The sequence below is a fragment of the Cellulomonas sp. EB106-03-03-XG116 genome (assembly GCF_058792015.1).
The window spans coordinates 36,691-62,714 of sequence record NZ_JBYTEP010000010.1; the positions used below are offsets into that span (position 1 = coordinate 36,691).

General features: G+C 77.3%; 26 protein-coding genes and 2 riboswitches. Of the genes, 5 read left to right on the forward strand and 21 right to left on the reverse strand.

Annotated features, from left to right (window positions below; all coding sequences use genetic code 11):
• Positions 1–8 precede the first annotated feature (8 nt).
• The 3 genes from AC3WUG_RS06500 to AC3WUG_RS06510 all read left to right on the forward strand — a co-directional run bounded on the left by AC3WUG_RS06500 (position 9) and on the right by AC3WUG_RS06510 (position 2,526).
• Complete coding sequence (locus tag AC3WUG_RS06500; RefSeq protein ID WP_492326922.1) at positions 9–203, forward strand: hypothetical protein; 195 nt, start codon at positions 9–11, stop codon at positions 201–203.
• A gap of 88 nt (positions 204–291) precedes the next feature.
• A complete protein-coding gene (locus tag AC3WUG_RS06505; RefSeq protein ID WP_492326923.1) occupies positions 292–2,010 on the forward strand; it encodes a DUF222 domain-containing protein in 1,719 nt (572 codons plus the stop codon).
• A 156-nt stretch (positions 2,011–2,166) separates the two neighbouring features.
• Positions 2,167–2,526, forward strand: coding sequence for a VOC family protein (locus AC3WUG_RS06510; protein ID WP_492326924.1), 360 nt, complete (start codon positions 2,167–2,169; stop codon positions 2,524–2,526).
• Between the two features lie 10 nt (positions 2,527–2,536).
• Here AC3WUG_RS06510 and AC3WUG_RS06515 read toward each other — a convergent pair whose 3' ends face one another.
• The 21 genes from AC3WUG_RS06515 to AC3WUG_RS06615 form a co-directional block, all read right to left on the reverse strand.
• Positions 2,537–4,144, reverse strand: coding sequence for an FAD-dependent monooxygenase (locus AC3WUG_RS06515; protein ID WP_492326925.1), 1,608 nt, complete (start codon positions 4,142–4,144; stop codon positions 2,537–2,539).
• Positions 4,145–4,295: 151 nt separating this feature from the next.
• Positions 4,296–4,949: a maleylpyruvate isomerase family mycothiol-dependent enzyme gene (locus AC3WUG_RS06520; protein WP_492326926.1), complete on the reverse strand. Its 654-nt coding sequence runs from the start codon at positions 4,947–4,949 to the stop codon at positions 4,296–4,298.
• Positions 4,950–4,981: 32 nt separating this feature from the next.
• The gene (locus AC3WUG_RS06525) at positions 4,982–5,743 is read right to left on the reverse strand and encodes an anti-sigma factor (RefSeq protein ID WP_492326927.1); all 762 of its coding nucleotides are present in this window, start codon (positions 5,741–5,743) and stop codon (positions 4,982–4,984) included.
• Positions 5,724–6,368, reverse strand: a complete 645-nt coding sequence (locus AC3WUG_RS06530) for an RNA polymerase sigma factor (protein ID WP_492326928.1) — start codon at positions 6,366–6,368, stop codon at positions 5,724–5,726. Before AC3WUG_RS06530 ends, AC3WUG_RS06525 begins: the two co-directional genes overlap by 20 nt.
• Positions 6,365–7,036 carry a class F sortase gene (locus AC3WUG_RS06535; protein WP_492326929.1) on the reverse strand — a complete coding sequence of 224 codons (672 nt, stop codon included), beginning with the start codon at positions 7,034–7,036 and terminating at the stop codon, positions 6,365–6,367. Before AC3WUG_RS06535 ends, AC3WUG_RS06530 begins: the two co-directional genes overlap by 4 nt.
• A gap of 120 nt (positions 7,037–7,156) precedes the next feature.
• A complete protein-coding gene (locus tag AC3WUG_RS06540; protein WP_492326930.1) occupies positions 7,157–8,008 on the reverse strand; it encodes a DUF4397 domain-containing protein in 852 nt (283 codons plus the stop codon).
• A 189-nt stretch (positions 8,009–8,197) separates the two neighbouring features.
• Positions 8,198–9,532: a M20/M25/M40 family metallo-hydrolase gene (locus tag AC3WUG_RS06545; protein WP_492326931.1), complete on the reverse strand. Its 1,335-nt coding sequence runs from the start codon at positions 9,530–9,532 to the stop codon at positions 8,198–8,200.
• Positions 9,529–11,385, reverse strand: a complete 1,857-nt coding sequence (locus AC3WUG_RS06550; RefSeq protein WP_492326978.1) for a dipeptide ABC transporter ATP-binding protein — start codon at positions 11,383–11,385, stop codon at positions 9,529–9,531. The genes AC3WUG_RS06545 and AC3WUG_RS06550 overlap by 4 nt, the downstream gene beginning before the upstream one ends.
• A gap of 5 nt (positions 11,386–11,390) precedes the next feature.
• Positions 11,391–12,326 (reverse strand): ABC transporter permease, encoded by a 936-nt coding sequence (locus tag AC3WUG_RS06555; protein WP_492326932.1) that lies wholly within the window; start codon positions 12,324–12,326, stop codon positions 11,391–11,393.
• A complete protein-coding gene (locus tag AC3WUG_RS06560; protein WP_492326933.1) occupies positions 12,323–13,300 on the reverse strand; it encodes an ABC transporter permease in 978 nt (325 codons plus the stop codon). The genes AC3WUG_RS06555 and AC3WUG_RS06560 overlap by 4 nt, the downstream gene beginning before the upstream one ends.
• A complete protein-coding gene (locus tag AC3WUG_RS06565; protein WP_492326934.1) occupies positions 13,282–14,913 on the reverse strand; it encodes an ABC transporter substrate-binding protein in 1,632 nt (543 codons plus the stop codon). The genes AC3WUG_RS06560 and AC3WUG_RS06565 overlap by 19 nt, the downstream gene beginning before the upstream one ends.
• Positions 14,914–14,974: 61 nt before the next feature.
• Positions 14,975–15,760, reverse strand: a complete 786-nt coding sequence (locus AC3WUG_RS06570; RefSeq protein WP_492326935.1) for an LLM class flavin-dependent oxidoreductase — start codon at positions 15,758–15,760, stop codon at positions 14,975–14,977.
• Positions 15,658–16,104: an LLM class flavin-dependent oxidoreductase gene (locus tag AC3WUG_RS06575; protein WP_492326936.1), complete on the reverse strand. Its 447-nt coding sequence runs from the start codon at positions 16,102–16,104 to the stop codon at positions 15,658–15,660. The genes AC3WUG_RS06570 and AC3WUG_RS06575 overlap by 103 nt, the downstream gene beginning before the upstream one ends.
• Before the next feature lie 12 nt (positions 16,105–16,116).
• The gene (locus AC3WUG_RS06580) at positions 16,117–17,232 is read right to left on the reverse strand and encodes an LLM class flavin-dependent oxidoreductase (protein ID WP_492326937.1); all 1,116 of its coding nucleotides are present in this window, start codon (positions 17,230–17,232) and stop codon (positions 16,117–16,119) included.
• Between the two features lie 27 nt (positions 17,233–17,259).
• Complete coding sequence (locus AC3WUG_RS06585) at positions 17,260–17,712, reverse strand: rhodanese-like domain-containing protein (RefSeq protein WP_492326938.1); 453 nt, start codon at positions 17,710–17,712, stop codon at positions 17,260–17,262.
• Positions 17,713–17,722: 10 nt separating this feature from the next.
• Positions 17,723–18,952 (reverse strand): LLM class flavin-dependent oxidoreductase, encoded by a 1,230-nt coding sequence (locus AC3WUG_RS06590; protein WP_492326939.1) that lies wholly within the window; start codon positions 18,950–18,952, stop codon positions 17,723–17,725.
• Between the two features lie 37 nt (positions 18,953–18,989).
• Positions 18,990–20,003 (reverse strand): ABC transporter substrate-binding protein, encoded by a 1,014-nt coding sequence (locus AC3WUG_RS06595; protein WP_492326940.1) that lies wholly within the window; start codon positions 20,001–20,003, stop codon positions 18,990–18,992.
• A gap of 63 nt (positions 20,004–20,066) precedes the next feature.
• Positions 20,067–20,825, reverse strand: a complete 759-nt coding sequence (locus AC3WUG_RS06600; RefSeq protein ID WP_492326979.1) for an amino acid ABC transporter ATP-binding protein — start codon at positions 20,823–20,825, stop codon at positions 20,067–20,069.
• 110 nt (positions 20,826–20,935) lie between these two features.
• Complete coding sequence (locus tag AC3WUG_RS06605; RefSeq protein WP_492326941.1) at positions 20,936–22,015, reverse strand: amino acid ABC transporter permease; 1,080 nt, start codon at positions 22,013–22,015, stop codon at positions 20,936–20,938.
• Positions 22,012–22,620: a GNAT family N-acetyltransferase gene (locus AC3WUG_RS06610; RefSeq protein ID WP_492326942.1), complete on the reverse strand. Its 609-nt coding sequence runs from the start codon at positions 22,618–22,620 to the stop codon at positions 22,012–22,014. The genes AC3WUG_RS06605 and AC3WUG_RS06610 overlap by 4 nt, the downstream gene beginning before the upstream one ends.
• Before the next feature lie 48 nt (positions 22,621–22,668).
• The gene (locus AC3WUG_RS06615) at positions 22,669–23,895 is read right to left on the reverse strand and encodes an LLM class flavin-dependent oxidoreductase (protein ID WP_492326943.1); all 1,227 of its coding nucleotides are present in this window, start codon (positions 23,893–23,895) and stop codon (positions 22,669–22,671) included.
• 471 nt (positions 23,896–24,366) lie between these two features.
• Positions 24,367–24,480: riboswitch (SAM riboswitch) on the reverse strand.
• Positions 24,481–24,705: 225 nt separating this feature from the next.
• Positions 24,706–24,809: riboswitch (SAM riboswitch) on the forward strand.
• Positions 24,810–24,850: 41 nt separating this feature from the next.
• Here AC3WUG_RS06615 and AC3WUG_RS06620 point away from each other — a divergent pair.
• Both AC3WUG_RS06620 and AC3WUG_RS06625 read left to right on the forward strand, forming a co-directional pair.
• Positions 24,851–25,405 (forward strand): NADPH-dependent FMN reductase, encoded by a 555-nt coding sequence (locus AC3WUG_RS06620; RefSeq protein ID WP_492326944.1) that lies wholly within the window; start codon positions 24,851–24,853, stop codon positions 25,403–25,405.
• The gene (locus tag AC3WUG_RS06625; protein ID WP_492326945.1) at positions 25,402–25,968 is read left to right on the forward strand and encodes a flavin reductase family protein; all 567 of its coding nucleotides are present in this window, start codon (positions 25,402–25,404) and stop codon (positions 25,966–25,968) included. Before AC3WUG_RS06620 ends, AC3WUG_RS06625 begins: the two co-directional genes overlap by 4 nt.
• Positions 25,969–26,024: the final 56 nt, after the last annotated feature.

The following is a 26,024-nucleotide window of genomic DNA, read 5'->3' on the forward strand; positions in this document are numbered from 1 at the left end:
GACGGACCGTGCTCGGCACCGCACCACCAGGCGCGGTGACGTCGCGGGCACCGTGGTCGGAGTACCCGAGCGGCTCCCGCACCAGCGGCCCGGTCGACGACACAGGGCTGGTCGAGCAGCTCCAGCGCGTTGCCCGGCTGCACGACGGGCGCGTCCTGGACGACGACGAGTTCGCTGCCGCCGAGACCAGGCTGCTCGCCTGAGTCGTCCACAGGTGCCGTGGTCGTGCTCCGTCCCCAGGGCGCGGTCCGGTCGCCGGGTCGTGTCGGTGGTCGTCGATAGTGTCGTTCCATGGCATCTGACCTGCAGGAACACCCGGAAGGCGACCCGGTCGCCGCCGTGGTGCTGCCGGTCTACGGGCCCGACGGGACGTGCCTGACGGACTTCGGCCCGGACCCCGTCGTCGCCGCGGGTGGGGCGCCTCGGACCGGTGAGCAGCGGCAGATCGAGGCGATCGCGGCGTGCCCGCCCGGGCCCGAGCTGGACGCCTGGCTGCGGGGCCTGGACCCGGACGTGCTGTCCTCGGCGGTCCTGGTCGAGGTGATCGCCGCGCAGACCCGGATCGAGTCCTACCAGCACGCCCGCACCCTCGGCCTGATCGCCGAACTGGCCTCCCGGGAGGAGATGAGCCCGGAGTGGTCGCCGCTGGCCGGTGCCCCGCCCACGCAGGCGTGCGTGGCAGGCGACGAGCTCGCGATGCGGCTGGGCTGGCCGCGGGTCACGGCGACCAAGACGGTGCACCGGGCCCTGGTGCTCGACGGGATGCTCGGCGCGACCCGGGAAGCGTTGGAAGTCGGTCACCTCGACGCGGGCAAGGCCCAGGTCCTGACCGCAGAGTTGGCGGACCTGTCCTTCCAGGTCGCGCACGCCGTCGAGGACGCGGTGCTGCCCGAGGCCGACCAGTGCTCCGTCGCCGAACTGCGGCAGCGGGTGGCGCGGGAGATCCGGTTGGTCGACCCCGAGGGCGCCGCGGGTCGCCGCGAACGCGCCCGGTGCACGAGGAAGGTCTCCCACCCCCGGCCGCAGCCGGACGGGATGGCGTCGATGTGGCTGGTCCTCGACGCGGCGGACGCACTCCGGGTCGACGGGGTCCTCACCCACGCCGCCAAGACAGCGAAGGCCCTCGGCGACGACCGGACCCTGGACCAGCTACGCGCCGACGGGCTGCGGGACCTGGTGGTCGGCGACGTGCCGGAGTCGGACGGGCCGGCGTTCGAGGTCCACCTGGCCCCGGGGCTGCCCGTGCCGCCGGACCCGCGACGGTCGTGGAACGGGGCGACCTTCACCGACCGGGACGGGGTGGTGCTCACCCGCCCGGTCGAGCCGATCCCGGTCGCGACGCTCACCCCGCTCGACGACGCCGCCACGCACCCGGAGCCCGGCGTGATCGACACCGGTTCGCAGGCCGCGAGGGTCGCGCCCGTGCCCGCGCCCGCGCGTCGCGGCTGCACCCGCTGCTCGGGCCGTCCGGGCGCCGAGGTCCGGATCACGATCCCCGCATCCACCCTGCTCGGGCTGGACGACCAGCCCGCCCACCTCGACGGGCACGGCCCCATCGACGCCGTGCAGGCACGGGCCCTGGCGATCGGCGGGGTCTGGCGGCGCGTCGTCACCGACCCCCTCACCGACCGGGTCCTGGACGTCGGACGCGAACGCTACCGACCACCCACCGCCCTCGCCGAACTCATCCGCACCCGCGACGGAACGTGCGCCGCACCCGGGTGCAGAGTCCCGGCCGGCGCCTGCGAGCTCGACCACACCCAGGAGTTCCACCCCCAACCCGGCGGCGACCCCGACGCGCCCCTGGGCGGCACCGACGCGGACAACCTCGGGCCGGTGTGCCACCGGCACCACCGCCTCAAGACCGACGGCGGCTTCCGGCTGCGGCAGATCAGCCCCGGGCTCTACGAGTGGCTCACTCCCACCGGGCACCGGTACCTCACCCGACCCGGCACCGGGCAGTCCCACGACGCCACCGCCGACCCGCACGACGCACCGCCCCCGTTCTGAGGCGAGGGCACGCCCGCCGCCGACACGCGTCTCAACCACACCGTCGACCGCCCCGTCGACCGCTCCGTGCCCGACCCGCGGTCCGCGACGGCGCCCGCCCCGCGGCCCCGTCCTCGCGACGTCGCGCCCGTCAGTGGCCGGTGCCAGCATCGGAACATGCGGATCAGGCATCAGGTGACGGTGTTCGACACGGCCGACCTCGCGACGGAGAGCACGTTCTGGGCCGGCGTCCTCGGCGGGACCGTGGAGCCCGACGACGACTGGCACATGCTCTCCGTCGACGGCGAGCCGCGGATGGGGTTCCAGCTGGCCCCGGACCACGTGCGGCCCGACTGGCCGGACGGCGAGCAGCAGCAGATCCACCTCGACCTCTACGTCGAGGACCTGGCGGAGGCGCACGCGCACGTCACCGGGCTGGGCGCCGAGCTGCTGAAGCCGGCGGACGACCCGGCCGCTCCCGAGGGCTTCCAGGTCTACGCGGACCCGTCGGGGCATCCGTTCTGCCTCTGCTGGTGACCGACGCGGGTCACGCCCCGCCGACGCCGACCAGGTGCTCGCGCTCCGCGAGGTGCCGGGCGACCGCCGCGGGATCGGTCCGTGCCGACAGGTAGCCCAGGTAGCCGTCGGGCCGGATCAGCGCGGCGCCGTCGTGGCCGATCCCGTACCGGTCGGCGATGACGCCGCCCGGGTCGACCAGCACGGGCCCGCCGCTCGACCCGTCCGGAGCCGGGTGCGTCGACGCCCGCGTCGACGGCGGCGGGGCCGGGACCACCGGGACGACGGTCCCGAGCCCACCGAGCACCGCCCGCAGCCTGTCGTGCGACGTCCGGGACAGGCAGGTGGTCAGCAGCAGGTGCCCGGGCCGTCGCAGCAGGTCGCCGATGCGGGCTGGACCGCCGCCCGCGTCGGAGAGCCCCGCCGGGTCCGGGGCGTGGTCGCCCGGGCACGCGCCGCGGACCCCGTCCCCTCCGCCGACGGCCGGGCTCCCCCGGTACCGCAGCCGCACCTCGGCCATGCTGGCCGCGACCGCCTCGCCGACCGCCGGGACGTGGCCGAGCAGCAGCAGCCCGACGTCGCGCAGGTGGCCCCGCGGCCCCTGCGTGGCGACGGCGTGCGTGAGCCGGGTGGTCTGCCGGACGACCGCGGCGCCGACGGGGTACCGCTCCGCGTCGTAGCTGTCGAGGAGCGCGTCCCCGGCCCGCCCGGTGCTGACGAGGGCGAGCTTCCAGGCGAGGTTGACCGCGTCCTGCATGCCGGTGTTCATGCCCTGGCCGCCGGCCGGGCTGTGCACGTGGGCGGCGTCGCCGGCGAGCAGGACGCGACCGTGGCGGTACCGCCCGACCTGGCCGTGGTGCACCTCGAACCCGACGAGCCACCGGGCGTCGCTCAGCCGCCAGTGCTCGCCCATGCGCTCGTCGACGAGCCGCTGCACCTCCGCGAGCGTCGGGTCGCCGGACGGCCCCGGGGCGGGGACCTGGATCAGGAACCGCGTCCGCCCGTCCGGCATCGGGAACGCCCCGGACACACCGTCCGCCCCGACGAACAGCCGGAGGGTGTCCGGCGGGAGCGTGGTCGCCGCGGCGACGTCGGCGAACAGGAAGTGCTCGCCGTGGAAGACGCCCTCGATCTGCTCGCCCACCGCGGCGCGGACCCGGCTGTGCCCGCCGTCGGCGCCGACCACCCAGCCGACGCGCACCCGCTCGGGCCCGGCAGCGGACTCGAACGTCACGTCGACGCCGTCGTCGTCCTGGGCCAGGTCGGTGAGCCGCACCCCGCGCTCGACGACGACGCCCTGCCGCGCGGCGAGCCCCGCGAGCACCGCCTCGGTCACCGGCTGCGGGGTGTCGAGCGCGCGCGGGTACCGGGAGTCGATGGCGCGGGTGGAGGCACGCAGGCGCAGCGTGCCCCCGGCGCCTGACCGGACCTCGACGGCGGTAATCTCGACCGCGCGGGCGGCGAGCTCGTCCAGGACGCCCATCGCGGCGAGGTGCTCCTGGGTGCGGGCGTGCACGATCACGGCGCGCGACTGCTCGGTGGGCTCCGGCAGCTCGTCGACGAGCCGGACGCGTGCGCCCTGCCGCGCGAGCTCGCAGGCGGCGGTCAGGCCCACGGGGCCTGCGCCGACGACGAGCACGGTGGACGACCCTCCCCCGCTGCCGCGCATCGCGCCTCCGTCCGGCGGCCGCCCGCGGTGCGCGGCCCGGCCCGCGCCCACCGTGGCCGCGGGCGGCGCGCCACGGCCTCACCCGCCGCGGATGACCCGGGTCCGGCGCGGGATCGGGCGCTCAGCGCCGCTGCCGGCGGGCCACCGCGGCCGCCAGCACCGGCGCGCCCTCGCCGGCGAGCCGCCCCACAGCCGACGGCCGGCCCGCCATCGCCATGACCAGGTCGAGCGTCGTGCCGGTGACCCCCGGGCCGTCACCGGCGCAGAACCCGCTGTCGTCCGCGACCAGCCGCACGCCCTTCGCGACCGTGCGGGAGGCCACGGCGAAGTCCCGCCGCGCGTAGCCCACCGCGACCGCCTCGACGGCCTCCGGATCCGGGACGCCGGGCAGCCCGAGCGGCTCGCGGACGTCGGTGCCGTGCACGACGACCTCGCCGAGCCACGCCCACAGGTCGCCGGTGGGCGCGACCCGGGAGTCGACGACGGCCCGGAAGCCGGCCAGCGTGTCCGCGGGCGCCGGGCCGCGGTGCTCCGCGAGCCGTCGCGCGTTGTGCCGGTCGGCGTCGAACCGCGCGGCGGCGATGCTGCGCAGCCACGCCCAGCGCCCCGTCCTCGCCCCGGCGGTCAGGTGCGCGACGACGTCCTCGACGGACCAGGCGCCGCACAGCGTCGGCGCCGACCAGGCCTCGAGGGGCAGGGCCGCCAGCTCCGCGGCGAACCGCGCCCGCTCCTCCCGGATGGCCGACCAGTACCGCTCGGGTGCCCAGGGGGCCATGTGCGCTCCGCGTCCTCGGTGGGCCCCGCCGGTCAGGCGGGGAGGGCGAGCTCGCCCCGCACGATGCTGTCACCCGAGTGGGCCGGATCGCCGTCGAACGGCTCGGCGGACACGTCGACGACGGGGAACTCGGCGAGGTCCAGGTCAGCCGGGAGCGCGAACCGGCCCTCGTCGCCGTCGAGGAGGCCGAGCGAGACGAGCCGCGTCGCGCCGGCGTCGAGCAGCCACACCTCGCGGAAGCCGTCGGCGTCGGCGTCGGTCACCCGGACGACCAGGGTGCGGCGGCCCTGGCCGTCCTCCTCGACCTGCGCGTCACCCGACGCGGACCAGCCGGGTAGGGCCTCGAGCCGGACCTGGGCCACGACCGTCTCGGGCTCGGTGCGCAGCGCCGCGGACACGGCCAGGCCTCCCGCCACGCCGCCGACGACGAGCCCGGCGGCCGCGGCGGCGAGCCAGGGGCCACGCCGGTGGCGGCGCGGGGCCGCCGCGGCGTGGTTCCCCGAGCCGTCGTCCGCCGAGCGGTCGACCGCGGACCCGTCGCCGCGCGCGAGGTCCACGCCCTCCGGCACCACGTCCTCCGCAAGCCCGAGCTCGTCCCGCACCCGCCCCCACACCGCGGCGGGCGGCGCGACCAGCTCGCCCGGGTCGCCGGCCCGCGCGACGGCCGCCGTGGCCGCGAGCGCCACGACCTCGCGGGCGCACTCGGCGCACGAGGCGAGGTGCGCGCGGGGCGCGGCGTCGAGCGGCTCGCCCAGGGCGGCCAGGGCGACGGCATCAGGGTCGAGGTGCGGCACCGTCCACCTCCAACCGGTCGCGCAGCCGTTGCAGGCTACGACGGATGTGGCTCTTCACCGTGCCGAGCGGCAGGTCGAGCCGCCGGGCGATCTGGTCGTGCGTGAGGTCGTCGTAGAACGCGAGCGCCAGGATGGTGCGCTGCGGCTCGCCGAGCCGGTGGAGCTCGTCGACGACGACCACGTGGTCCGCGACCCGGGCGGCCTCGGGCTCGGGCTCCCGGCCGGCCCGGGCGGCGACGGCCCGCAGGTCCCGGGCGTCCCGGCCCCGGCGGGCGAGCGCGTCGGCCACGGCGTTGCGGGTGATGCCGGTGAGCCACGCGCGCAGCGGCCCTCGGTCGGCGCGGTAGCCGGAGCGCCCGCGCCAGGCCGCGACGAACACCTGCTGGGTGACGTCCTCCGCGTCGGCGCCCGAGCCCAGCGCGCGCAGGGCCACCGTGTGCACGAAGGCCGACCACCGCCGGTACGCCTCCGCGAGTGCGAGCTCGTCCCCCGCCTCGAACGCGCGTGCCAGGGCGTCGTCGTCCCACTCGGGCGGCGGGCGCAGGTGCGCGACGGGGCTGGACAGGGCGCGCCTCCTCGCGGGCCGGGTCCCGCCGCGGGGTGCGGGGGTCGCGGAGGCCATCATGCGCCGACCGGGGTCGCGGTGACCAGGACGTTGTCGACGTAGTGCCGGGTCGACCGGTCGAACGCCCCGCCGCACGTCACCAGGGCGAGCCGCGGCGGCCCGTCCAGCGTGAACACGTCCGGCCAGCGCGCCTCGTCCTTGGGAAACCGGGTCACGGCGTCCACGGCGTAGGCCCGGGTGCTGCCGTCGGCGAGGGTGACCTCGACGGCGTCGCCCGGCCGGACGTCGACCAGGTGCACGAACGGCCCGGTGCCGCCCGAGGCGACGGAGTCGACGTGCGCGGCGACGACGGTGGTGCCGGCGGGGTCGCCGGGGTCGGCGCCGAACCGGTACGAGCCGCCGCGCTCGGCGAGCGGCGGGATCTCCATCTGCCCGTCCGGGGCGACGCCGACCGGGTCCACGGGGACGTCGACGTCCCGGCCGGCGATCACGACGCGCACCGGGGCGGTCGGCGACGGGGCGGCCGCGGGTGGCGGCGTGGCGGGGGCGACGGGCACGGCGGGGGCGGTCGCGGGCGGGACGGCGGGCGTCGGCGCGGCGGTGGCCGAGGGAGGCGGCGGGGACGTCACCACCTCCACCGCGGGCTGGCGCCCCGACCCCGCGAACGCCCCCGCCAGCCCCGCCGCCGCCAGCCCCAGCACGACGACGGCGAGGAGGATCCCGACCACGCCGCGGGGGCTGCGGCGTGGCCGGGGGTCGGGGTCGGTGGGTGGCACGGTGCCTCCGGGACGGGGGGGGGTGGACCGGGGCGTGGGCGGCGGGGACGACGCGCCCGCGCCCCGGTCGTCTCAGCGGCGGTCGCGCGCGACCGCGCGGGCCCGGCGCGCCGGGCGCACGGCCCCGACGACCGCGACCAGCGCCAGCAGCGTGGCGGCCGCGACCCACGGCGTCGCGGAGCCGCCGGCCTCGGCGGCGGCGGTGCCGAGCTCGCCGGACGGGACGCCGCCGGGCGCCGAGTGCAGCCCGTCGATGGTCTGCACCGCGAGCGCCAGGTTCCCGGCGTCGAGCGAGCCCCACGCGTAGACGATCGTGTCGGCGCCCTCGGCGATCGTCAGGTCGGTCGGGCCGATGACCGGCGTGGTGGTCCCGGTGGCCGCGACGGCGGCGGACACGGTCCCGGCCGGCACGGTGAGCGACTGCTCGTCCGGGTTGGACAGGTTGGTCACGACCGGGCTGCCGCCGGCGAGGACGTCCACCGCGGGTGCGGCGGCGACGTGCCGGACGACGAGGCGGCCCTGCCCCGCCGGCACCGCGGAGGTGTCGTTGGTGAACAGCGTCGCGGTCGGGTCCCCGGTGGCGGTGAGGTGCGCGACCGCGGTGTAGCTGCCGCCGGCCTCCAGGGTCACGTCGACCGGCCCGATGGCCGGCTGGCTGGCGTCGGCGGCGTCGGACGCCGTGATCGCGAGGGTGTGCGCGCCCGCGGGCACGTCCAGCGGGCCGGCGAGCGTGCCGGGCGTGAAGTCGTCGAGGGTGCGGGTGCCGTCGACGTACACGTCGACGGTCAGGTCGGGGACGCCGTGCAGGACGGCGAGCGACGCCGTCCCGCCGGTGGCGGCGGAGGCGGGCAGCGCGGCGGCGGCCACCAGCAGCGCCGAGCCGATGCCGGCGGCGGCGAGGGTGACGGACGGACGATGACGCATGGGGTGCTCCTCGTTCCGTGCCCCCCGTCGGCGGAGGGCGTGGGCGGCTGACACCCCCTCTACCGCCCGAGCCCCCCGCGCGGATGCACCGGACGCACAGGAAGTCGACAGGTTCGCCCCGGGACCGCGTCGGGCAGGTGCCGGCCGGCGCCCGCCGGGCCGCCCCCGCCGCGCCGACCCCGCCGCGCCCTAGCGCAGGAAGCCCGTGACCACGTCGTGCAGGGCCGCCGTGGTGAGCTCCAGGCTCGCGACGTCCACGCGCTCGTCGTTGCCGTGGAACAGGCCGCGCCAGGTGCCCGCGTCCCACGTCGGCGACAGCAGGCCGAAGCCGTACGCCGGGACGCCGCGCCGGCGGTAGAACCGGCCGTCCGTGCCGCCGGTGCCCAGCGTCGGCAGCACGGGGGCGCCGCCGGTGCGGTCGCCGACGGCCTTCTCGATCACCCGGTACAGCTCGGTGTCGGTCGGGGACAGCGACGGCTCGCCCCAGCGGTCGCCCTCCACGACGACGTGCGGCGCGAGGTCGCCCACGGCCTCGGCCAGCAGCGCGTCGACGTCGGCCGGCCGGGCGCCGGGCAGCACCCGGATGTCGAGCGTGATCTCGGCGTGCCCGGGGATGACGTTCGGCTTGCTGCCGGCGTGCAGCACCGTGGGCGCGACCGTGGTGTGCGTCGTCGCGTGCGCCACCGGGGCGATCGCGCCGAGCAGCGGCAGCACCTCGTCGAGGCGGTCCGGGTCGAGGGCCGCCTCCCGGACGTCCGCCGGCAGGTCCAGCGCCTCGACGTACCGCCGCCACAGGTCGCCGATGACGACCGGCCCCCGCAGCGCGGCGATCCGGCGCACCGCCTCCGCGGCGATGACGATCGCGTTCCGGCTGCCCCACGGCCCCGAGCCGTGGCCCGGCGTGCCGACGACCCGCAGCCGCCGCCCGGCGCCGCCCTTCTCCCCCACCGCGAGCGTGCGGTGGCTGCCGACCGGGACGCCGCCCGACTCCGTGAGCACGTGGTCGGCCCGGACGAGGTCCCAGCGGTGCGTGCTCAGCCAGTCGACGCCCCACACGCTGCCGTGCTCCTCGTCGGCGACCGCGGCCAGCAGCAGGTCGCCTGACAGCGGGACGCCGGCGGCCGCGACCGCCCGGGTGACCACCGCGTACGCCGCGGTGAGCCCGAGCATGTCGATGGCGCCGCGCCCCCACACCCAGCCGTCGACGAGCTCGCCGCCGAACGGGTCCCGGGTCCAGCCGTCGGGCTCGACGGGGACCACGTCGGTGTGGCCGACCAGGCCGAGCGACGGCGCCCCCGGGACGCGGCCCTCGACGCGGGTCACGAGCGACGCGCGGCCGGGCTGCGGCTCGACGATCTCGAGGTCCAGGCCGGCCCCGTCCAGGTAGTCGGCGATGGTCCGGGCGTTCCGGATCTCCTGGCTGGACTCGACGGTGCCCTCGTTGACGCAGGCGTTCCGGATGAGCGCCTGCAGCAGCTCGGTGGTCTCGCCGGCCAGGCGGGCGGCGTCGGGCAGCGCGGTCATCGGGTCTCCTCGGGGGCGGTGCGGGTGGTGCCGGTCGCGGCGGCGGCGCGGGTCGAGCGGGCTGCGGCGGTCGCCGGCGCCCCCGGCCGCACGCGGCGCCCCGGGATCGCCGCGACGAGCTCGCGGGTGTACTCCTGCCGGGGGTCGAGCAGGATCTGCTCGGCGGCGCCCTGCTCGACGAGCCGGCCGTCGTGCAGCACGCCGACCTGGTCGGCCACCTGCCGGACCACCGCGAGGTCGTGCGAGATGAACAGGTAGGCCAGCCCGTGCTCGGCCTGCAGCCGGACCAGCAGCTCGAGGATCTGCGCCTGCACCGACACGTCGAGCGCGGACACCGGCTCGTCGAGGACCACGAGGTCCGGCCGCAGGGCGAGCGCCCGGGCGATCGCGACCCGCTGCCGCTGGCCGCCGGACAGCTCGCGCGGGCTGCGCCCGGCCGCGTCCGCGGGCAGGGCGACGTCGGCGAGCAGCTCGCGCACCCGCTCGGCGCGCTCGGCCCGGGACCCGACGCCGTACGCGCGCAGCGGCTCGGCGACCACCTGCTCGACGGTGAACCGCGGGTCGAGCGAGGCGTACGGGCTCTGGTAGACGACCTGGAACCCGCGCCGCAGCCGGCGCAGGGCCTCGCCGCGCGCGCCGGTGACGTCCTCACCGCGGAACAGCACCCGCCCCGCGGTCGGCCGCTCCAGGTGCAGGGCGAGCCGCGCGGTCGTGCTCTTGCCCGAGCCCGACTCGCCGACCAGGGCGTACGTCCGGCCGCGCTCGACGCGCAGGCTGACCCCGTCGACGGCGACCAGCGAGCGGGCGGCGGCGGCGCCGACGCCCGCGACGCCCCGCGGGAGGGCGAACTCCTTGCGCACGTCGGCCAGCTCCAGCACCGGAGCCACCTCGGCGACGAGCTCGCCGGGGGCCGCGGGCGATGACGGCACCGCCACCGCACCCGGCGTGGTCACGGCGCCGGCGGCACCGGAACCCGCGACACCGGCCCCCGCCCCACCCGGCCCCGCGGCCACCAGCCGCCCGCTCGCCAGGCTCGGCGCCGCCGCGATCAGCTGCCGCGTGTACGGGTGCCGGGGCGCGCCGAGCACCTCGTCGGCGGTGCCCTCCTCGACGACGACCCCGTTCTCGAGCACCACGATCCGGTCGGCCCGGTCGGCGGCGACGCCGAGGTCGTGCGTGATGAGCAGCAGCGCCGTGCCGCGGTCCCTGACCAGCGTCTCCAGGTGGTCGAGGATCCGCCGCTGGACGGTGACGTCGAGCGCGCTGGTCGGCTCGTCCGCGACGACCAGCCGCGGTCCCGCCGCGATCGCGATGGCGATGAGCACCCGCTGCCGCAGGCCGCCGGACAGCTCGTGCGGGTACTGCCGGGCGCGCGCCGCGGGGTCCGGGACGCCGGCCTGCTCGAGCAGCGCCACCGCGCGGCGGCGCGCCTCCCGGCGCCGGGCCAGCCCGTGGATGACCAGCACCTCGGCCACCTGGTCGCCGACCCGCTGCACGGGGTTGAGCGACACGGTCGGGTCCTGCGGGACCAGCCCGACCTCGCGGCCGCGGACCCCCTGCCACTCGCGCTCGGTCAGGTCGGACACGTCCCGCCCGCCGAGCCGGATCCGCCCGCCGGTGACCGACCCGCCGCGGGCGAGCAGGTGCAGCGCCGCGTGCGCGGTCGTGCTCTTGCCGGACCCGGACTCGCCGACCAGCGCGACGACCTCGCCGGGCCGGACCCGGAGGTCGACCCCGCGCACGGCCCGGTAGACCTGGCCGTCCCGCGTGCGGTAGCCGACCTCGAGGCCCTCGACCTCGAGCACCGGCGTGGCGTCGGCCCCGGCCGGGGCGGGTGCCCGGTCCTCCTGCAGCTGCGTCACTGGTCCTCTCCCGTCGTCTCGAGCGCCCGCGCGACCCGGTTGGCGGACAGCACGACCGCCACGATGACGAGCCCGGGCAGGGTGGTGAGCCACCAGGCGGTGGCGAGGTAGTCGCGGCCGCCGGAGATCAGCGACCCCCACTCGGGGGTGGGCGGCGGCGTGCCGTAGCCGAGGAAGCTCAGCGCGGACACCGCCAGCACCGCGCCGCCGAACTCCAGCGCGACCAGCGCGAGGACCGGGCCCGCGGAGTTGGGCAGCACGTGCCGGCCCAGCACCGACCACCAGCGGGCGCCCGACGCGCGGGCCGCCTCGACGTACACCGAGGTCGACGTGCGCAGCACCTCGGCGCGCATGACGCGGGCGAACGTCGCCACGGCCCCGACGCCGACCGCCACGGCGATCTTGGTCGGCCCGGTGCCGAGCGCGGTGATGATCGCGAGCGACAGCAGGATGCTCGGCACCGCGAGCAGCACGTCGACCCCGCGGCCGACCACGTCGTCCACCCAGCCGCGCAGGAACCCGGCCAGCAGGCCGAGCGCCGAGCCGACGACCAGGCCGACGAGGACGGCGAGCGCGGTGGTCCGCAGGGACAGCGACGCGCCGTGCACGACCCGGGTCCACACGTCGCGCCCCAGGTGGTCGGTGCCGAACAGGTGCTCGCCCGACGGCGGCAGCAGCCGGTCGGCGGGGACCCCGGTGATCGGGTCGCCGGACGCGAACACCGACGGCGCGGCGGCCCACGCGGCGACGAGCAGCAGGACCAGCCCCGCCAGCACGAGCCCCGGGCGCCGGAGCAGGTACCGCCCCGCCCGCGCGGCCCACGGCCCGGCGGACCCGGCGCCGCGCGCCCGCCCGTGCCGCAGGATGGACCGGGCGTCCTGGCGGTCCGCGATCTCGATCTCGTCGGGGGTGCGGGTGGTCGTGGCGGTCACGCGGCCACCGCCTTCCGGGTCGCGGCCCGCTCGATGCGCGGGTCCAGGAGCGGGTAGACCAGGTCGACGACGAGCGTGGTGACGACGAACACGAGCGCCGACAGCACGACGATCGCGAGCACCACGGGCACGTCCTGGGTGTTGACGGACTGCACGGTGAGCCGCCCCAGCCCGACCCGGGAGAACACGGTCTCGGTGACGACGGCCCCGCCGAGCAGCCCGCCGACCAGGACGCCGAGCATCGTGAACGCCGGGATCGCCGCGTTGCGCAGCGCGTGCCCGAGCTGCACCCGGAGCCGCCCGGCTCCCTTGGCGCGGGCGGTCTCGACGTACGGCTCGCCGAGCGTGCCCCGCAGGCTGCGGGACAGCACCTGCGCGAGCTGCGCGCCCGGCGGGATCGCGAGCGTCACGGCGGGCAGCACCAGGCTCTGCCAGCCGGTGTTGCCGATCGCGGGCAGCAGGCCGGCGCGGAACGACAGCCACTGCAGCAGGACGAGCCCGATGAAGAACGTCGGCAGCGCGACCCCCACCGGCGGCAGCGCGGACAGCACCTGGCGCAGCCACCGGCTGCGCGGCAGCACGCTGGCCACCGCGAGCGCCGTGCCGCCGAGCACCGCGAGCGTCAGGGCGACGCCCGTCAGCAGCAGCGTCTGCGGCAGGGCCTGCGCCACCAGCGAGCCGGCCGGCGCGCCCGACTGGTACGACGGCCCGAAGTCGAGCCGGACCGCGCCCCAGAGGGCGTCGGCGTACTGGACGAGCACCGGCCGGTCGAGCCCGTACCGGGCGCGCAGGTCGTCCAGCAGGGCCGGGTCGACCGACGCCACCTCCCCGCCCGACCCGGCGGCCAGGGCCGCCGGGTCGCTCGGGAGCAGGTAGAGCACGAAGAACGCGATGGTGAACGCGGCCCACAGGACGAACAGCCCCTGGGCGGCGCGCCGCAGGACGTACCGGGCCATCAGGACGGGTCCACCCACGCGCCGTAGAAGTCGAGCCGGCTGGAGCCCTCGAACGTGAGCCCGTGCACGCGGTCGGCGGCGGCGATCGTGGTCGACAGCTCGTAGACCGGGATGGCGTGGCCGTGCTCGACCAGCAGGCGGGACGCCTCCTCGATCAGCTGCCCCCGCTCGTCGGGGTCGGTGGCGGCGGCGGACCGGTCGAGCAGGTCGTCGACCTCCTCGGCGTCCCGGTCGTTGATGTTGCGGGCGTTCGCGGAGAAGATCAGCCGCAGCACGTCCGGGTCCGACCGGGTCAGGTTGTAGTAGTCGAAGTCGAAGTCGCCGCTCTCCTTGATCGCGGTGGACTCGGCGATCTCGACGTGCTGGAGCTGCAGGTCGACGCCGATCTGGCGCAGCTGCTGCTGCACGAGCTCCAGCGGGGCCGGGTCCTGCCAAAAAGTCACCGTGGTGGAGAGCTTCTGGCCGTCCTTCTCGCGGATGCCGTCGTCGCCGACGACCCAGCCCGCGTCGTCGAGCAGCTCCTCGGCGCCGTCGGGGTCGTAGGCGAGCAGGTCGCCCAGGTCCGGGGCCAGCGGGGTGGAGTGGGACAGCACGCCGGTCGCCGCCTGGTCGCGCTCGGTGAGCACGGTGTCGACGATCTGCTGACGGTCGATGCCCTTGGAGATCGCGACCCGCACGGCCTCGTCGGACGCGAGCGGGCTCGACTCCTTCGGGAACAGCTGGTACGCCACGCCGGGGTTGGCGCGCTGCTGCAGCCAGAACCCGTTGCCGTCGAACTGCGGCTGGTCGACCGCCGCGATCGCGGCCGTCGCGTCGATCTGCCCGGACGCCAGGCTGCCGGCGCGGACGGACGACTCGGGGATGACCTGGTACGTCACGCTGTCGAGGTACGCCTCGCCGGTGTGCTCGTCGGCCTCGGACGACCAGTCGTAGCCGGGCACCTTGGTCAGGACGATCTCCTGGTCCTGGGTGTACGACTCGACCTGGAACGGGCCGGAGCCGACGTAGTCGCCGGCGCAGCGCTCCTCGGGCGTGAGCTCCGCCGAGGCGGGCGACAGCAGGCCGAGGGAGAACGTCGACGTGGCCTGGAGGAACTGCGCGCTCGGCTGGGCGAAGTCGACCGTGAGGGTCTGCGGGTCGGCGACCGTCGTGCCCTCGTAGCCCACCAGGTACTGCGAGCCGAGCGAGGCGGTGGCGCCGAGCGCGACGATCGCGTCGAAGTTGGTCTTCACCGACTCGGCGTCGATCGGGGTGCCGTCGGCGTAGGTCGCGCCCTCGCGCAGGTGGAACGTGTAGCTCGACGCGTCGTCGCTCACGTCCCAGCTCTCGGCGAGCCACGGCACGATCTCGCCGGTCTCCGGGTCCTGCGCGGTGAGCGAGGCGACGGTCTGCCGGGCGACGGCGATCGCGTCGTTGTTGCCGACCTGCTGGGGGTCGATGCACCGGGAGTCGACCGTGATCGCGAACCGGAGGTCGCCGCCGGACACGGTCTCGGCGGAGGCGTCGGTCGAGGCGTCGCCGGACCCGCCGCCGGTCCCGCCGGAGGAGCAGGCGGCGAGCAGCAGGGCGGTGGTGGCGAGCGTGGCCGCGGCGGCGGGGCGGGCGCCCCGGCGTCGGGTGGGCGTGGACATGGTGCTCCTGGGTGGGGTCGGGAGGGGTCGGTCGGGGGTGGGTCGGGGTGGTCGCGGCGGATCAGCCGGCGACCGGGACGGGGGCCGTCGGGTGGTCGACGGCGGTGAAGCCGGCGGCGCGGCGCGGGTCGGCGGCGGACCACAGGTCGGTGCGGACCTCGGCGCGGACCAGCGGCGCGACCTCCTCGGCGAACCGGCGCAGCACGTCCTCCTGCTCCGCCGGGTCGAGCAGGTGGTTCACGGACACGGACTGCAGGACGTGCCCGTAGGTGGCGTGGTAGTCGAGGATCTTCTCGGCCACCCGCTCCGGGGAGCCGACCAGGGCCGGGCCGCGCTCGACGGCGTCCTCCAGCGTGCGGAAGGACGGCGCCTTGCCCACCGCGTCGGCGCCGTAGCCCCGGCGGGCGGCCGCGTCGACCTGGCCCTGGTACAGCGGCCGGTACTGCGCGACGGCGGCCTCGGTGGTGTCCGCGAGGAACAGCCCGCCCGAGCCGGAGCCGACGTACGCCCGGGCCGGGTCGTGCCCGTGCGCGGCGTACTGCTCGCGGTAGTGGTCGAGCAGCACGGCGTAGTTCTCCCGCGGCTGCAGGGCGTTCGCGGTGACGATCGGGTCGCCCCACTTCGCCGCGAGCTCGACGGCGAACCGCGAGGTCGCCGAGCCGTGCCAGATCCGGAACGGCCCGGCGTACGGCCGCGGCAGCGTGGTGGCGTGCTCCAGGCGGTGCCGGTGCCGGCCCTCCCAGGTCACGTCCTCGGAGGACAGCAGCAGGCGGAGCAGCTCGTAGTTCTCCTCGAGGTACTCGTACTGCTTGTCGATGTCGAGGCCGAGCAGCGGGTACTGCAGCACCTCGTTGCCTTGCCGATGACGATCTCGAGCCGGCCGCGGGACAGCTGGTCGACGGTCGCCAGGTCCTCGGCCACCCGCACCGGGTCGAGCAGCGACAGCACGGTGACGCCCGTCGACAGCAGGATCCGGCTGGTCGACGCGGCGATCGCGCCGAGGATCACCGTGGGGGCCGACGACAGCACGTCGCCGGCGTGCCGCTCCCCCACGGCGAACGAGTCGAAGCCGAGCTCCTCGGCCAGGACCGCGTGCCGGACGGTCCGGGCCAGCCGGTCGGCCGGCGGCACCGCTTCGCCCGTGACCGGGTGCGGCGGGTTGAAGACGATGTCGAGCAGCTGGAAGCGCACGGTCGGCCCCGCTCAGGCCGCGGCCGCGGCGGCGGCCTCGCGGTCGCGCGCGGCGACGCCCTCGCGGACCAGCGGGATCACGTACCGGCCGAAGTCGACCGCGTCGTCCAGCAGGTCGTAGCCGCGGGCGGAGATGATCCGGACGCCGCGGTCGTAGTACGCCAGCAGCGCCTCGGCGACCTGCTCGGGCGTGCCGACCAGGGCGTTCGAGTTGCCCGCGCCGCCGGTGGCCTTGGCCGTGGCGGTCCACAGCACCGAGTCGAACCGGTCGCCCTGCGCCGCGATCTCCAGCAGCCGCTGCGAGCCCGCGTTCTGCGGGGCGTCGATGGAGTGCCGCTTGCTCAGCACGCCGCCGAGCGCCGCCTTGCGCGCCTCGATCGCGTCCAGCACGCGGTGCGCCTTCTCCCAGGCCAGCTCCTCCGTCGGCGCGATGATCGGCCGGAACGCGGCGTGGATGCGCGGCGGGGTGGCGCGGCCCGCGGCGGCGGCCTCGGCGTGCACCCGGTCGATCTGCTCCTGGGTGCGGTCCAGCGGCTCGCCCCAGACGGCGTAGATGTCCGCCTCCGCGGCCCCGACCTTGAAGGCCGCGTCCGAGGAGCCGCCGAACGAGATGGTCGGCACGTGGCCGTCGACCGGCTTGGTGTCCAGGTGGAAGTCGGCGAAGTCGTAGAACCGGCCGTGGTGGTCGAACGGCTCCGTGGACGTCCAGGCCTGCTTGACGATCTGGATGTACTCCTGGGTGCGGGCGTACCGCTCGTCCTTCGTCAGGGTGTCGCCCTCGCGGCCCTGCTCGTGGTCGTTGCCGCCGGTGATGAAGTGCACCGACAGCCGGCCGCCGGAGAGCTGGTCCAGCGTCGCGAACGTCTTGGCCGCGTACGTCGGGTAGGAGACGTTCGGCCGGTGCGCGAGCAGCAGCTCGATCGACGGCAGGCGGGACGCGACGTAGGCCGCGAGCGCCGCCGGCTCCGGGCCGGACGAGCCGTAGGCGAACAGGACGCGGGTCCAGCCGTTGTCCTCGTGCGCCCGGACGATCCGCTCCAGGTAGCCGGGGTCGAACGCGCGGGTGGTGGCGGCACGCGTCTCGGACGCGTCGTTGGTGGTGGCGATGCCGAGGAACTCGACGGGCATGGCGGTGCTCCTTCTGCGGGGTCGGGATCAGGCGAGGTCGGCGGTCGCGCCCGAGGTCGGCGCGTGCGCCGCCCCCTCGGTGGCCGGAACCGACGACCTCGGGGGCTCGGCCGGGAGGCCGGCGTCGCGCCAGGCCGGGAAGCCGCCGTCGACGTGGGAGACGGTGTAGCCGCGGGCCGCGAGGGCCTCGGCGACCGGGCGGCTGCCGTTCTCCGAGCCGCAGACGACGACCACCGGGGTGTCGATCGAGATCACCGGGGCGTGCGCGGGGCCGAACAGGGCGTCCAGGTCGGTGCGGTCGAGCAGCGTCGAGCCGGGGATCTCGCCGTGCGCCGCGCGGCCGCCGGCCGAGCGGACGTCGACGAGCAGGGCGCCGCGGGCGACCTCGGCGGCGGCCTCGACGGGCGGGCGGAGGGCGGATGACGCGGCCTCGGGGGCAGCGGTGCCGGGGACGTCGGGCGTGCTGGCGGTGCTGGTCATGGTGGCTCCTTCAGGGGACGAGGGTGAGGGCGGCGCGGTCGGCTCCGGCGGGCGGTGCCTCGGCGCCGGGCGCGACCCCCCACGCCTCGGCGAGCAGCGCGAACGACCGGCGGGCGTCGGCCGGGTCGTGGGTGGCGGTGGTGAGGAGCAGCTCGTCGGCGCCGGTGACGCGCTGCAGGGTCTCCAGCCGGGCGACGACGTCCGCGGGGGCGCCGACGACGCGGGTGTCCACCCGGTCGGCGACGACCGCGCGCTCGTCGGCGTCCCGCTCCTCCCACGGCACGGCGTCGTCGGGGTGCGGGTACGCGACGGCCCCGGCGGGGCCGCGGCGGATCGACAGCACCCAGTCGGCGAACGGCGTGGCGAGCGCGCGGGCCTCCGCGGTGGTCGGGGCGACCAGCACGTCCGCCGACACGACGACGTACGGCCGGTCGAGGACGCCCGGGCGGAACGCGGCACGGTAGGCGGCGATCGTGTCGAGCGTGGTGGCCGGGCTGACGTGGAAGTTCGCCGCGATCGGCAGGCCGAGCTCCCCGGCGACCCGGGCGCTCTCCCCCGCGGACGAGGCGAGCACCCAGAGGTCGAAGTCCGCGCCCTCGACCGGCGGCGCGACGTGCCGGGTGCCGTCGGGCTCGGCGTAGTCGCCGGCGCGCAGGCCGAGGACGAGGCCGAGCTCGTCGCGGAACACCGCCGGGGTGCGCGACGCGCCGACCACCCGCGTCTGGGCGAGCAGCCGCTCGCGCAGCACGGAGTCGGAGCCGTCGATCGGCGGGGCGCCGGGGACGTACAGGCCGTCCACGACGCGGGGGCCGGCCGCGGGGCGCGCGGCGGACGGGGTCGGCGCGGCCGGGGCGGCGTCCGCGGGCGCGGCGTCCTTCGTCCCGCCCGGCGGCGTGAACGCCCGCCCGAGGCCCAGGTCGACCCGCCCCGGGTGCAGCGCGGCGATCGTGCCGAACTGCTCCGCGGCGACCAGCGGGCTGGTGGTGCTCAGCAGCACCGCCCCCGAGCCGACGCGGATCCGCTCCGTGCGGGCCGCGACCGCCGCGGCGAGCACCGCGGGCGACGCCGAGCCGACGCCGGGCGACAGGTGGTGCTCGGCGTACCAGACGCGGCGGTAGCCGAGCCGGTCGAGGTCGACGGCCAGGTCGACGGCCGCCCGCACGGCCTCGGTGCCGGTGCCGCCGGCCGGCACGACCGCGAGGTCGAGCACGGACAGCGGGACGCGGGGGTTCTCGGGCATGGGTTCTCCTCCTCGGGTGCGGGCGGGCCGTCGGCGCTCAGGACGTCTTCGGCAGGCCCGGCGGGTTCGTCTCGGGCGCGTCGACGGCCTCGTCCTCCAGGCCCCAGCGCTCCAGGACCTGCTGGTACGACCCGTCGTCGAACGCGCCCTGCAGCGCGGCGGTCACGGCGTCGGCCCAGCCGCTGCCCTTGAGCGTGGTGACCGCGATCTGCGCGGTGTCCGGCCAGCCGCCGTTGAGCGTGCCGACGACGGTGAAGTCCTGCGGCGAGACCTTGGCCTTGTAGGCGGCGGTGGCGTTCGGGCCGAACGAGGCGTCGATGCGGCCGGACTGCAGCGCGAGGATGGTGTCGCCGTCGTTCTCGAAGTACTCGACCTGCACGGGGTCGAGGCCGGCGGCCTGGTTCTCCTCGTCCCAGGCGAGCAGGATCTTCTCCTGGTTGGTGCCCGAGCCGACGGCCACGGTGAGGCCGGCGATGTCGGACGGCTCGTCGATCTCGGTGATGTCGCTGCCGGCCTTCACCAGCCAGCCGAGCTCGTCGTTCCGGTAGGACGAGAAGTCGAACAGCTCCTTGCGCTCCTCCGTCACGGTGACGTTGGAGATCGTGGCGTCGACGTCGCCGGACTGGACGGCGAGCGGCCAGTCGGCCCACGCCTTGACCTGCAGGTCGAGGTCCTTGCCGAGCGCGTCGGCGACGAGCTGGGCGATGTCGGTCTCGTTGCCGATCGGGGTGGCGTCGTCGTCGGCGAGGAACGCCAGCGGCGCGACGTAGGCGCTCACCGCGACGGTGAACGTGTCCTGCTCCGCGAGCTCCGGGGGCAGCAGCGCGATGGCGTCCGGGTTCTCCGCGGTGTGGATGCGGTCCTGCTCCGGGCTGGTGTTCACCTCGAGGCCGGCGGCCTCGGCGGCGTCCTGCAGGTCGCTCCCGGCGGCGTTCTCCGCGGCGTCGGAGGTCCCGCCGCAGGCGGCGAGCAGGGCGAGGACGGGCACGAGCGCCAGGGCGGCGTGCGGGCGACGGCGGGAGCCGGGCGGGCTGGTGCGGGTCGTGCGCATGGCGGGGCTGCCTCTCGGAGGGGTGGGTGGCGGGCGCGGGGCGCGCGCCGGGTCGGGTGGGGGTCAGCGGACCTTGTCGAGGAACGCGCGGGTGCGCGGGTGCGCGGGGCTGCCGAGCACCTGGGCCGCGGGGCCCTGCTCGACCACGACGCCGTCGTCCATGAACACGACGGTGTCGGCGACGTCGCGGGCGAACGCGACCTCGTGGGTGACGATCACGAGGGTGGTGCCGTCGTGGGCGAGGTCCCGGATCACGCCGAGGACCTCCCCGACGAGCTCGGGGTCGAGCGCCGAGGTGGGCTCGTCGAACAGCAGCAGCGCCGGCTTCACCGCGAGCGCGCGGGCGATCGCCACGCGCTGCTGCTGGCCGCCGGAGAGCTGCCGCGGCCGGGCGTCCGCCTTGTCGGCGAGCCCGACCCGGGCCAGCAGGGTGCGGGCCTCGGCCTCCACCTCCGCCCGCGGGCGGCCCTGCGCCGAGACGGGCGCCTCGACGACGTTCTCCAGGGCGGTCAGGTGCGGGAACAGGTGGAAGTTCTGGAACACGAACCCGATCCGGGTGCGCTGCCGCAGCACGTCGCGCTCGGTGAGCTCGCGCAGCACCTCGCGGCGGCGCGGGCCCCAGCCGGCGTGCCGCCGGGCGTAGCCGATGACCTCGCCGTCCAGGGCGACGAACCCGTGGTCGGGGCGCTCCAGGTGGTTGACCAGGCGCAGCAGGGTCGACTTGCCGGAGCCGGACGGGCCGAGGATCACCGTCACCTCGCCGGGGCGGACCTCGAGGTCGACGCCGCGCAGCACCTCGAGGGTGCCGTACGACTTGGACATGCCCTGCACCCGGAGGTGGCCGCCCGCGGGGGCCGCGGGTGCGGCGGGCCCGGACGCGGCGGGCGCGGATGCGGCGGCCGGGGCCGCGGCGGGGGCGTTCAGCACGCTGGTCATCGGTTGCCTCCGGTGCGCTCGGTGGTGCGGGCGGCGGTGCGGGTGAGGTGGCCGCGGCGGGCGCCGGCCAGGAACGTGGGCGGCAGGTCGGCAGGCAGCGGGCGGCCGGTGGCGCGGGCGAGGGCGACGCCCGCCGTCCAGCGCAGCCGCTGCAGCGGGGTCGGGGGCAGCGTGCGGAGCGCGCCGCGGGCGTAGTACCGCTCCAGGTAGTACTGGGCGACGGTGAGCACCGTGGTGGTGAGCAGGTACCAGATCGCCGCGACGAGCAGCAGCGGGACCACCCGCTGGTTCCGGCCGTAGATGACGCCGACCGTGTAGAACAGCTCGCCGTACGCCAGCACGTAGACGACCGACGTGCCCTTGAGCAGGCCGATGATCTCGTTCACCGAGGTCGGGACGATCGTGCGCATCGCCTGCGGCAGCACGATCCGCCACTGCTGCCGGCCCCGCGGGATGCCGAGCGCGGCCGCGGCCTCGTGCTGGCCCTGGTCGACGCCGAGGATCCCGGCGCGGACGATCTCGGCGGAGTACGCCGCCTGCGACAGCCCGAGCCCGAGGACCGCGGCGCCGAACTTGTCGACGACGTCGAGGGTGTCGAACTGCAGCCACTCCGGCCCGAACGGGATGCCGAGCGACAGCTGCGGGTAGAGGTACGCGAGGTTGTACCAGAGCAGCAGCTGCAGGATCAGCGGCACCGACCGGAACACCCAGGAGTACGCCCAGGACACCGACTGCAGCAGCGGGGACCGGGACAGCCGCATGAGGGCCAGCACGGTGCCGAGGCCGAAGCCGATCACCGCGGCGACGGCGGTCAGGCGCACGGTGGCCCACACGCCCTCCAGCACGGACGGCCAGGTCAGGTACTGCGCGACGACGTCCCACTCCCACTGCGGGTTGGTGAGCAGCGAGCTGAGCACCATCGCGAGCAGGACCGCCACGCCGGCGGTGGCGACCCAGCGGCCGGGGTGCCGCGCGGGCAGCACGGGCAGGTCGGCGAGGACCTCGGGGCGGTCGACGTCGGGGGCGGCGGCCGGCCCGGGCCCGGCGGCCGCGGGGGCCGCGGTCGCGGCGCTCACCGGGCGAGCCACTTCTCGAACGCGTGCGGGACGAGGTCGCCCGGGTACGCGGCCGGCTCGAACAGCGGGGTGTAGCCGGCCGCGAGGTACAGGCCGACCGCCTCCGGCTGCTTCGGCCCGGTGGTCAGGTAGACCCGCGGGTAGCCGGCCGCGGCGGCGCGCGCCTCCAGCTCGGCGAGCACGACCCGGGCCAGCCCGCGGCGGCGGTGCGCCTCGTGCGTCCAGATCCGCTTGAGCTCGGCCGTGGCCACGGCCGGCGCGCCCTCGGCGTCGCGGGCGCGCGGGTCGGCGAGCCGGGCGACGTCTCCGTGCTCGGGCTCCCGCCGGCGGCGGAACGCGCCGCCGGCGACCGGCTCGCCGTCCTCCAGCACGAGCACCAGGGCGCCGTGCGGCGGGGCGAACTCCTCCACCCCGTAGTGCTCCAGCTCGTCGCGGAGCTCGGCCGGCGTGAGCAGGCCGGTGTACCGGGTGCTGTACTCGTGCGCCAGGCCGTCCAGCAGCGGCCCGACCAGCGGGTCGTGCAGCCGGGCGTCGCGCACGGCGAGCCGCGCGGGGTCGAGCGGCGCCGGGTGCGTCGGCAACGCCCGCAGAGGGGTCGTGGTCATCGGGTCACCTCTCGATGGGGTGGTCAGCGGGCGGCGCGGCGGGTGCCGTCAGGTCAGGGCGAACGGCGCGGCGGACCAGGGGCCCTCCGCCGGGACGGGCCGGGCCGCCGACGGCCGGCCGCGCTCCCCCGGCTCGCCCCGGCCCGCGGGCTCGTCGCCGTCGCCGGGCCGGAGTCGGAAGGCGCCCGCCTGCTGGAGCGCGGGCACCGTCCGGTCGACGAGCGCCGCGAGGTCCGCCTCCACGGAGGTCGGGCGCACGACGAACCCGTCGACCGCGCCGTCCCGCACCGCGTCGGCGAGCACGGCCGCCAGGTCGGCACCGGTGCCGGCGACGACCGCGCCGGCGACGCCGAGGTCCGGCCGGTCGACGGAGCGGACGAGGTCCAGCCGCGCCAGGGCGGCGTCCCGGTCGTCGGCGAGGGCCACGTCGACGTCGAGCAGCACGCGCACGGCGTCGGCGGGCCGTCCCGCGGCCACCGCCGCCGCGCGCACCCGGGCCCGCGCCGCGGCGGCGGCCTCGAGGTCGGGCGACGCGAGGCGGGCCACGTCGGCGTACGCGCCGGCCAGCGCCTCGGCGGCCGGTCCGGCGACCGGGACCACCACGAGCGGGCGGTCCGCCGCGGCCGCGTCGGTCGCGTGGGCCGCGCGGGCGGCGGCCCGGCCCCGGACGGCGAACCGGATCCCGTCGTGGTCGACGCGGAACCGGCCGTCCCCGCCGCGGCGCACCGCGCCGGGCTCCCCCGCGTCCCAGGCGGCGAGGACGGCGTCGAGGGCGGCGGCGGCGCGGTCGGCCCACGCCCGCTCGGCCGCGGGGTCGGCGGGGGCGACCGGGGCGCTGCCGTCGGTGGCGGCGGCGGCGCGGGCGTCGCCGGGCGCGCCCGGGCCGGACAGCTGCCAGCCCGCGGGGCCGCCGGCCGCGCCCTGCACGCCGCGGACGGCGCCCGCGAGGTGGCCCGGCTCGACCTGGTCCTGCGGGACGCCCGCCACCAGCGCGGCGGCGCGCACCAGCGGGGCGACCCGCGCCGCGGCCACGGCGGCGTCCAGCCGGCCCGGCACCCGACGCCGCCCGGGGTGCAGCAGCAGGGCGTCGCCGAGCACCACGAGGTCGAGCAGGCCGCGGTCGGCGCGGTGCACCAGGCGGGCGAGCCGCTCGCCGTCGAACGCGCGGGCGGCGACCGCGCCGAGCGCACCGTGCGCGCCGGGCCGGGCGCCCGCGGCGGTCAGGTCGACGCCGAGCAGCGCCCGGCGGCCGGCGCGAGGGGACGAGAAGGGCATGACGGCTCCGTTCGGGGGCGGGTGGTGCGGCGGTCGCGGGCGCGCCGGGGCGCGCCGCGGCGACGCGCGGGCGAGGGATCGACGAGCGGGCGGGCGGCCCCGGCTCACCGAGGGAGGACCCCCGCGCCGAGATCGGGCCGTGGGGGTCCTCCCTCGGCCCGCGCGTCCTCTCCCGGCGCGGGTCGGCGCGGGTCGACGCGGGTGGCGCGGGTCCGCCGGGTCGGCGCGGGCCGGCTCGGCGGTGCGGCCGGCGTCCCGGGGCGTGGCCGGGTGGGGCTCAGGCGCCGCGGTGGGCCGGGGTCACGCGCCCCGGGCGGGGCGCGGGACCGGCGGGCGCCCGGTCAGCGGCGACAGCGACAGCGCCCGCCGTCGGTGGCGGCGGTGGTCGGCAGGGCGGGTGCCGAGGGCGCCCACGGCGCCTGCACGGTCCGGCTCATGCGTTCTCCTCGTGTGCCCCCGCCCGGTCGGGCGGGTCCGCGTGTTGTCCGTCGCCGGCGGCGGCGGACCTGGTCCTCACCCGGGGCACCCACCCGCGCGGGGGGTTGCCGTCCGACCAGCCGGGGCTTCGCGTCGGAGCTCATGACCACCCGGTGCGTCCCGGGACCCGCCGTGCGGCGCGCCCCGGTCCGAACCGGTGCCGGGGAACCTACGAACCAGGCGGGAGGGCGTCAACGCCCGGACCGTCGCGTCTCGCATGGCGGAGCGATGTCACAGGACCAAGGTCCCAGGCGTTCGCACGGTCCCGGATCGTGAGAACTCCCCCGCGGCCCGGCCCGCGCGGCGCGGACCGGTGCTAGACCTCCGCACCGAGGTCACGAGTCCCAGCGCCAAGCCCCGGCTGGCTGGGCAGCAACCCCACGTCACGGCGGGGTGCTCCGGGAGATGACCTGGCCGTCGGCCGGCACCCGCCGCTCCGCCGCACGGCAACCGTGATCGACACCCCTGCGAGGCCACCATGTCGTCCCCGTCCGTCGTCGCCGTCTCCGGGAACCCGCGCGCCGGGTCCCGCACCCTGGCCGCCGCGCGCGCCGCCGCCGAGCGCCTGGCCGCGCTCCCGTCCGGCGAGCCGGCCGCCGCCGGGACCGTCGAGGTCGTCGACCTCGCGACCCTCGCCGGCGAGCTGCTCGCCCCGGCGCACCCCGCCGCCGACGCCGCCCTCGCGCGGGTGGCGGCCGCCGACGTCGCGGTGATCGCCACGCCGGTCTACAAGGCGTCGTACACCGGTCTGCTCAAGGCGTTCCTCGACCTGTACGGCCCGGACGGCCTCGCCGGCGTCGTCGCCGTGCCGCTCGTGGTGTCGGGCAGCCCCGCGCACGCGCTCGCCGGCGAGGTGCACCTGCGGCCGGTGCTCGTCGAGCTGGGCGCGGTCGTCCCGGCGCGGTCGCTGACCCTCACCGAGGCCCAGCTCGCCGACCTCGACCCCGCGCTGGACGCGTGGCTGGCCGGGGCCGCCGCGCCGCTGCGCCGGGCGCTCGGGCTGACGGACGCGCTCGCGGGGGCGGCCCGGTGACCGCCGAGCGCACCGACCTGGGCCCGCTCGAGCGGCTGCTGGCCGAGCAGGACGAGCCCCAGCTGGACCCGCAGCAGTTCAAGCAGGTGTTCCGCCGGCACCCCGCCGGGGTCGCCGTGGTCGCGCTGCGGCACGCCGGCCGGCCGGTCGGGTTCACCGCGACCTCGGTCATCTCGGTGTCCGCGGCCCCGCCGCTGCTGGCGTTCTCGCTCGCCTCGACGTCGTCCTCCTGGCCCGCCGTCTCCGCGGCGCCCACGCTGGCGGTGAGCTTCCTGGCCGACCACCAGGACGACGTGTCCGCGCGGTTCGCCACCAGCGGCCTCGACCGGTTCGCCGCCGGGGGCTGGACCCCGCTCCCGACCGGCGAGCCCGTGATCGACGGCGCGGTGTCCTGGGTGCGCGCCCGCGTCGTGCAACGCACCCCGGTCGGCGACTCGTACCTCGTGTCGCTGCGGGCGCTGTCCGCGGGCGGCCCGGCCGACGCGGAGCCCGGCGACGGCGCCTCGCCGCTCGTCTACCACGACCGCACCTACCACCGGATCGGCGCGCACACCGCGCTGTGACGCCGCCCAGGCGCCCGCCGCGTCCGCCGCGCCGCCCGATCCCCGCCGCTCCCCGA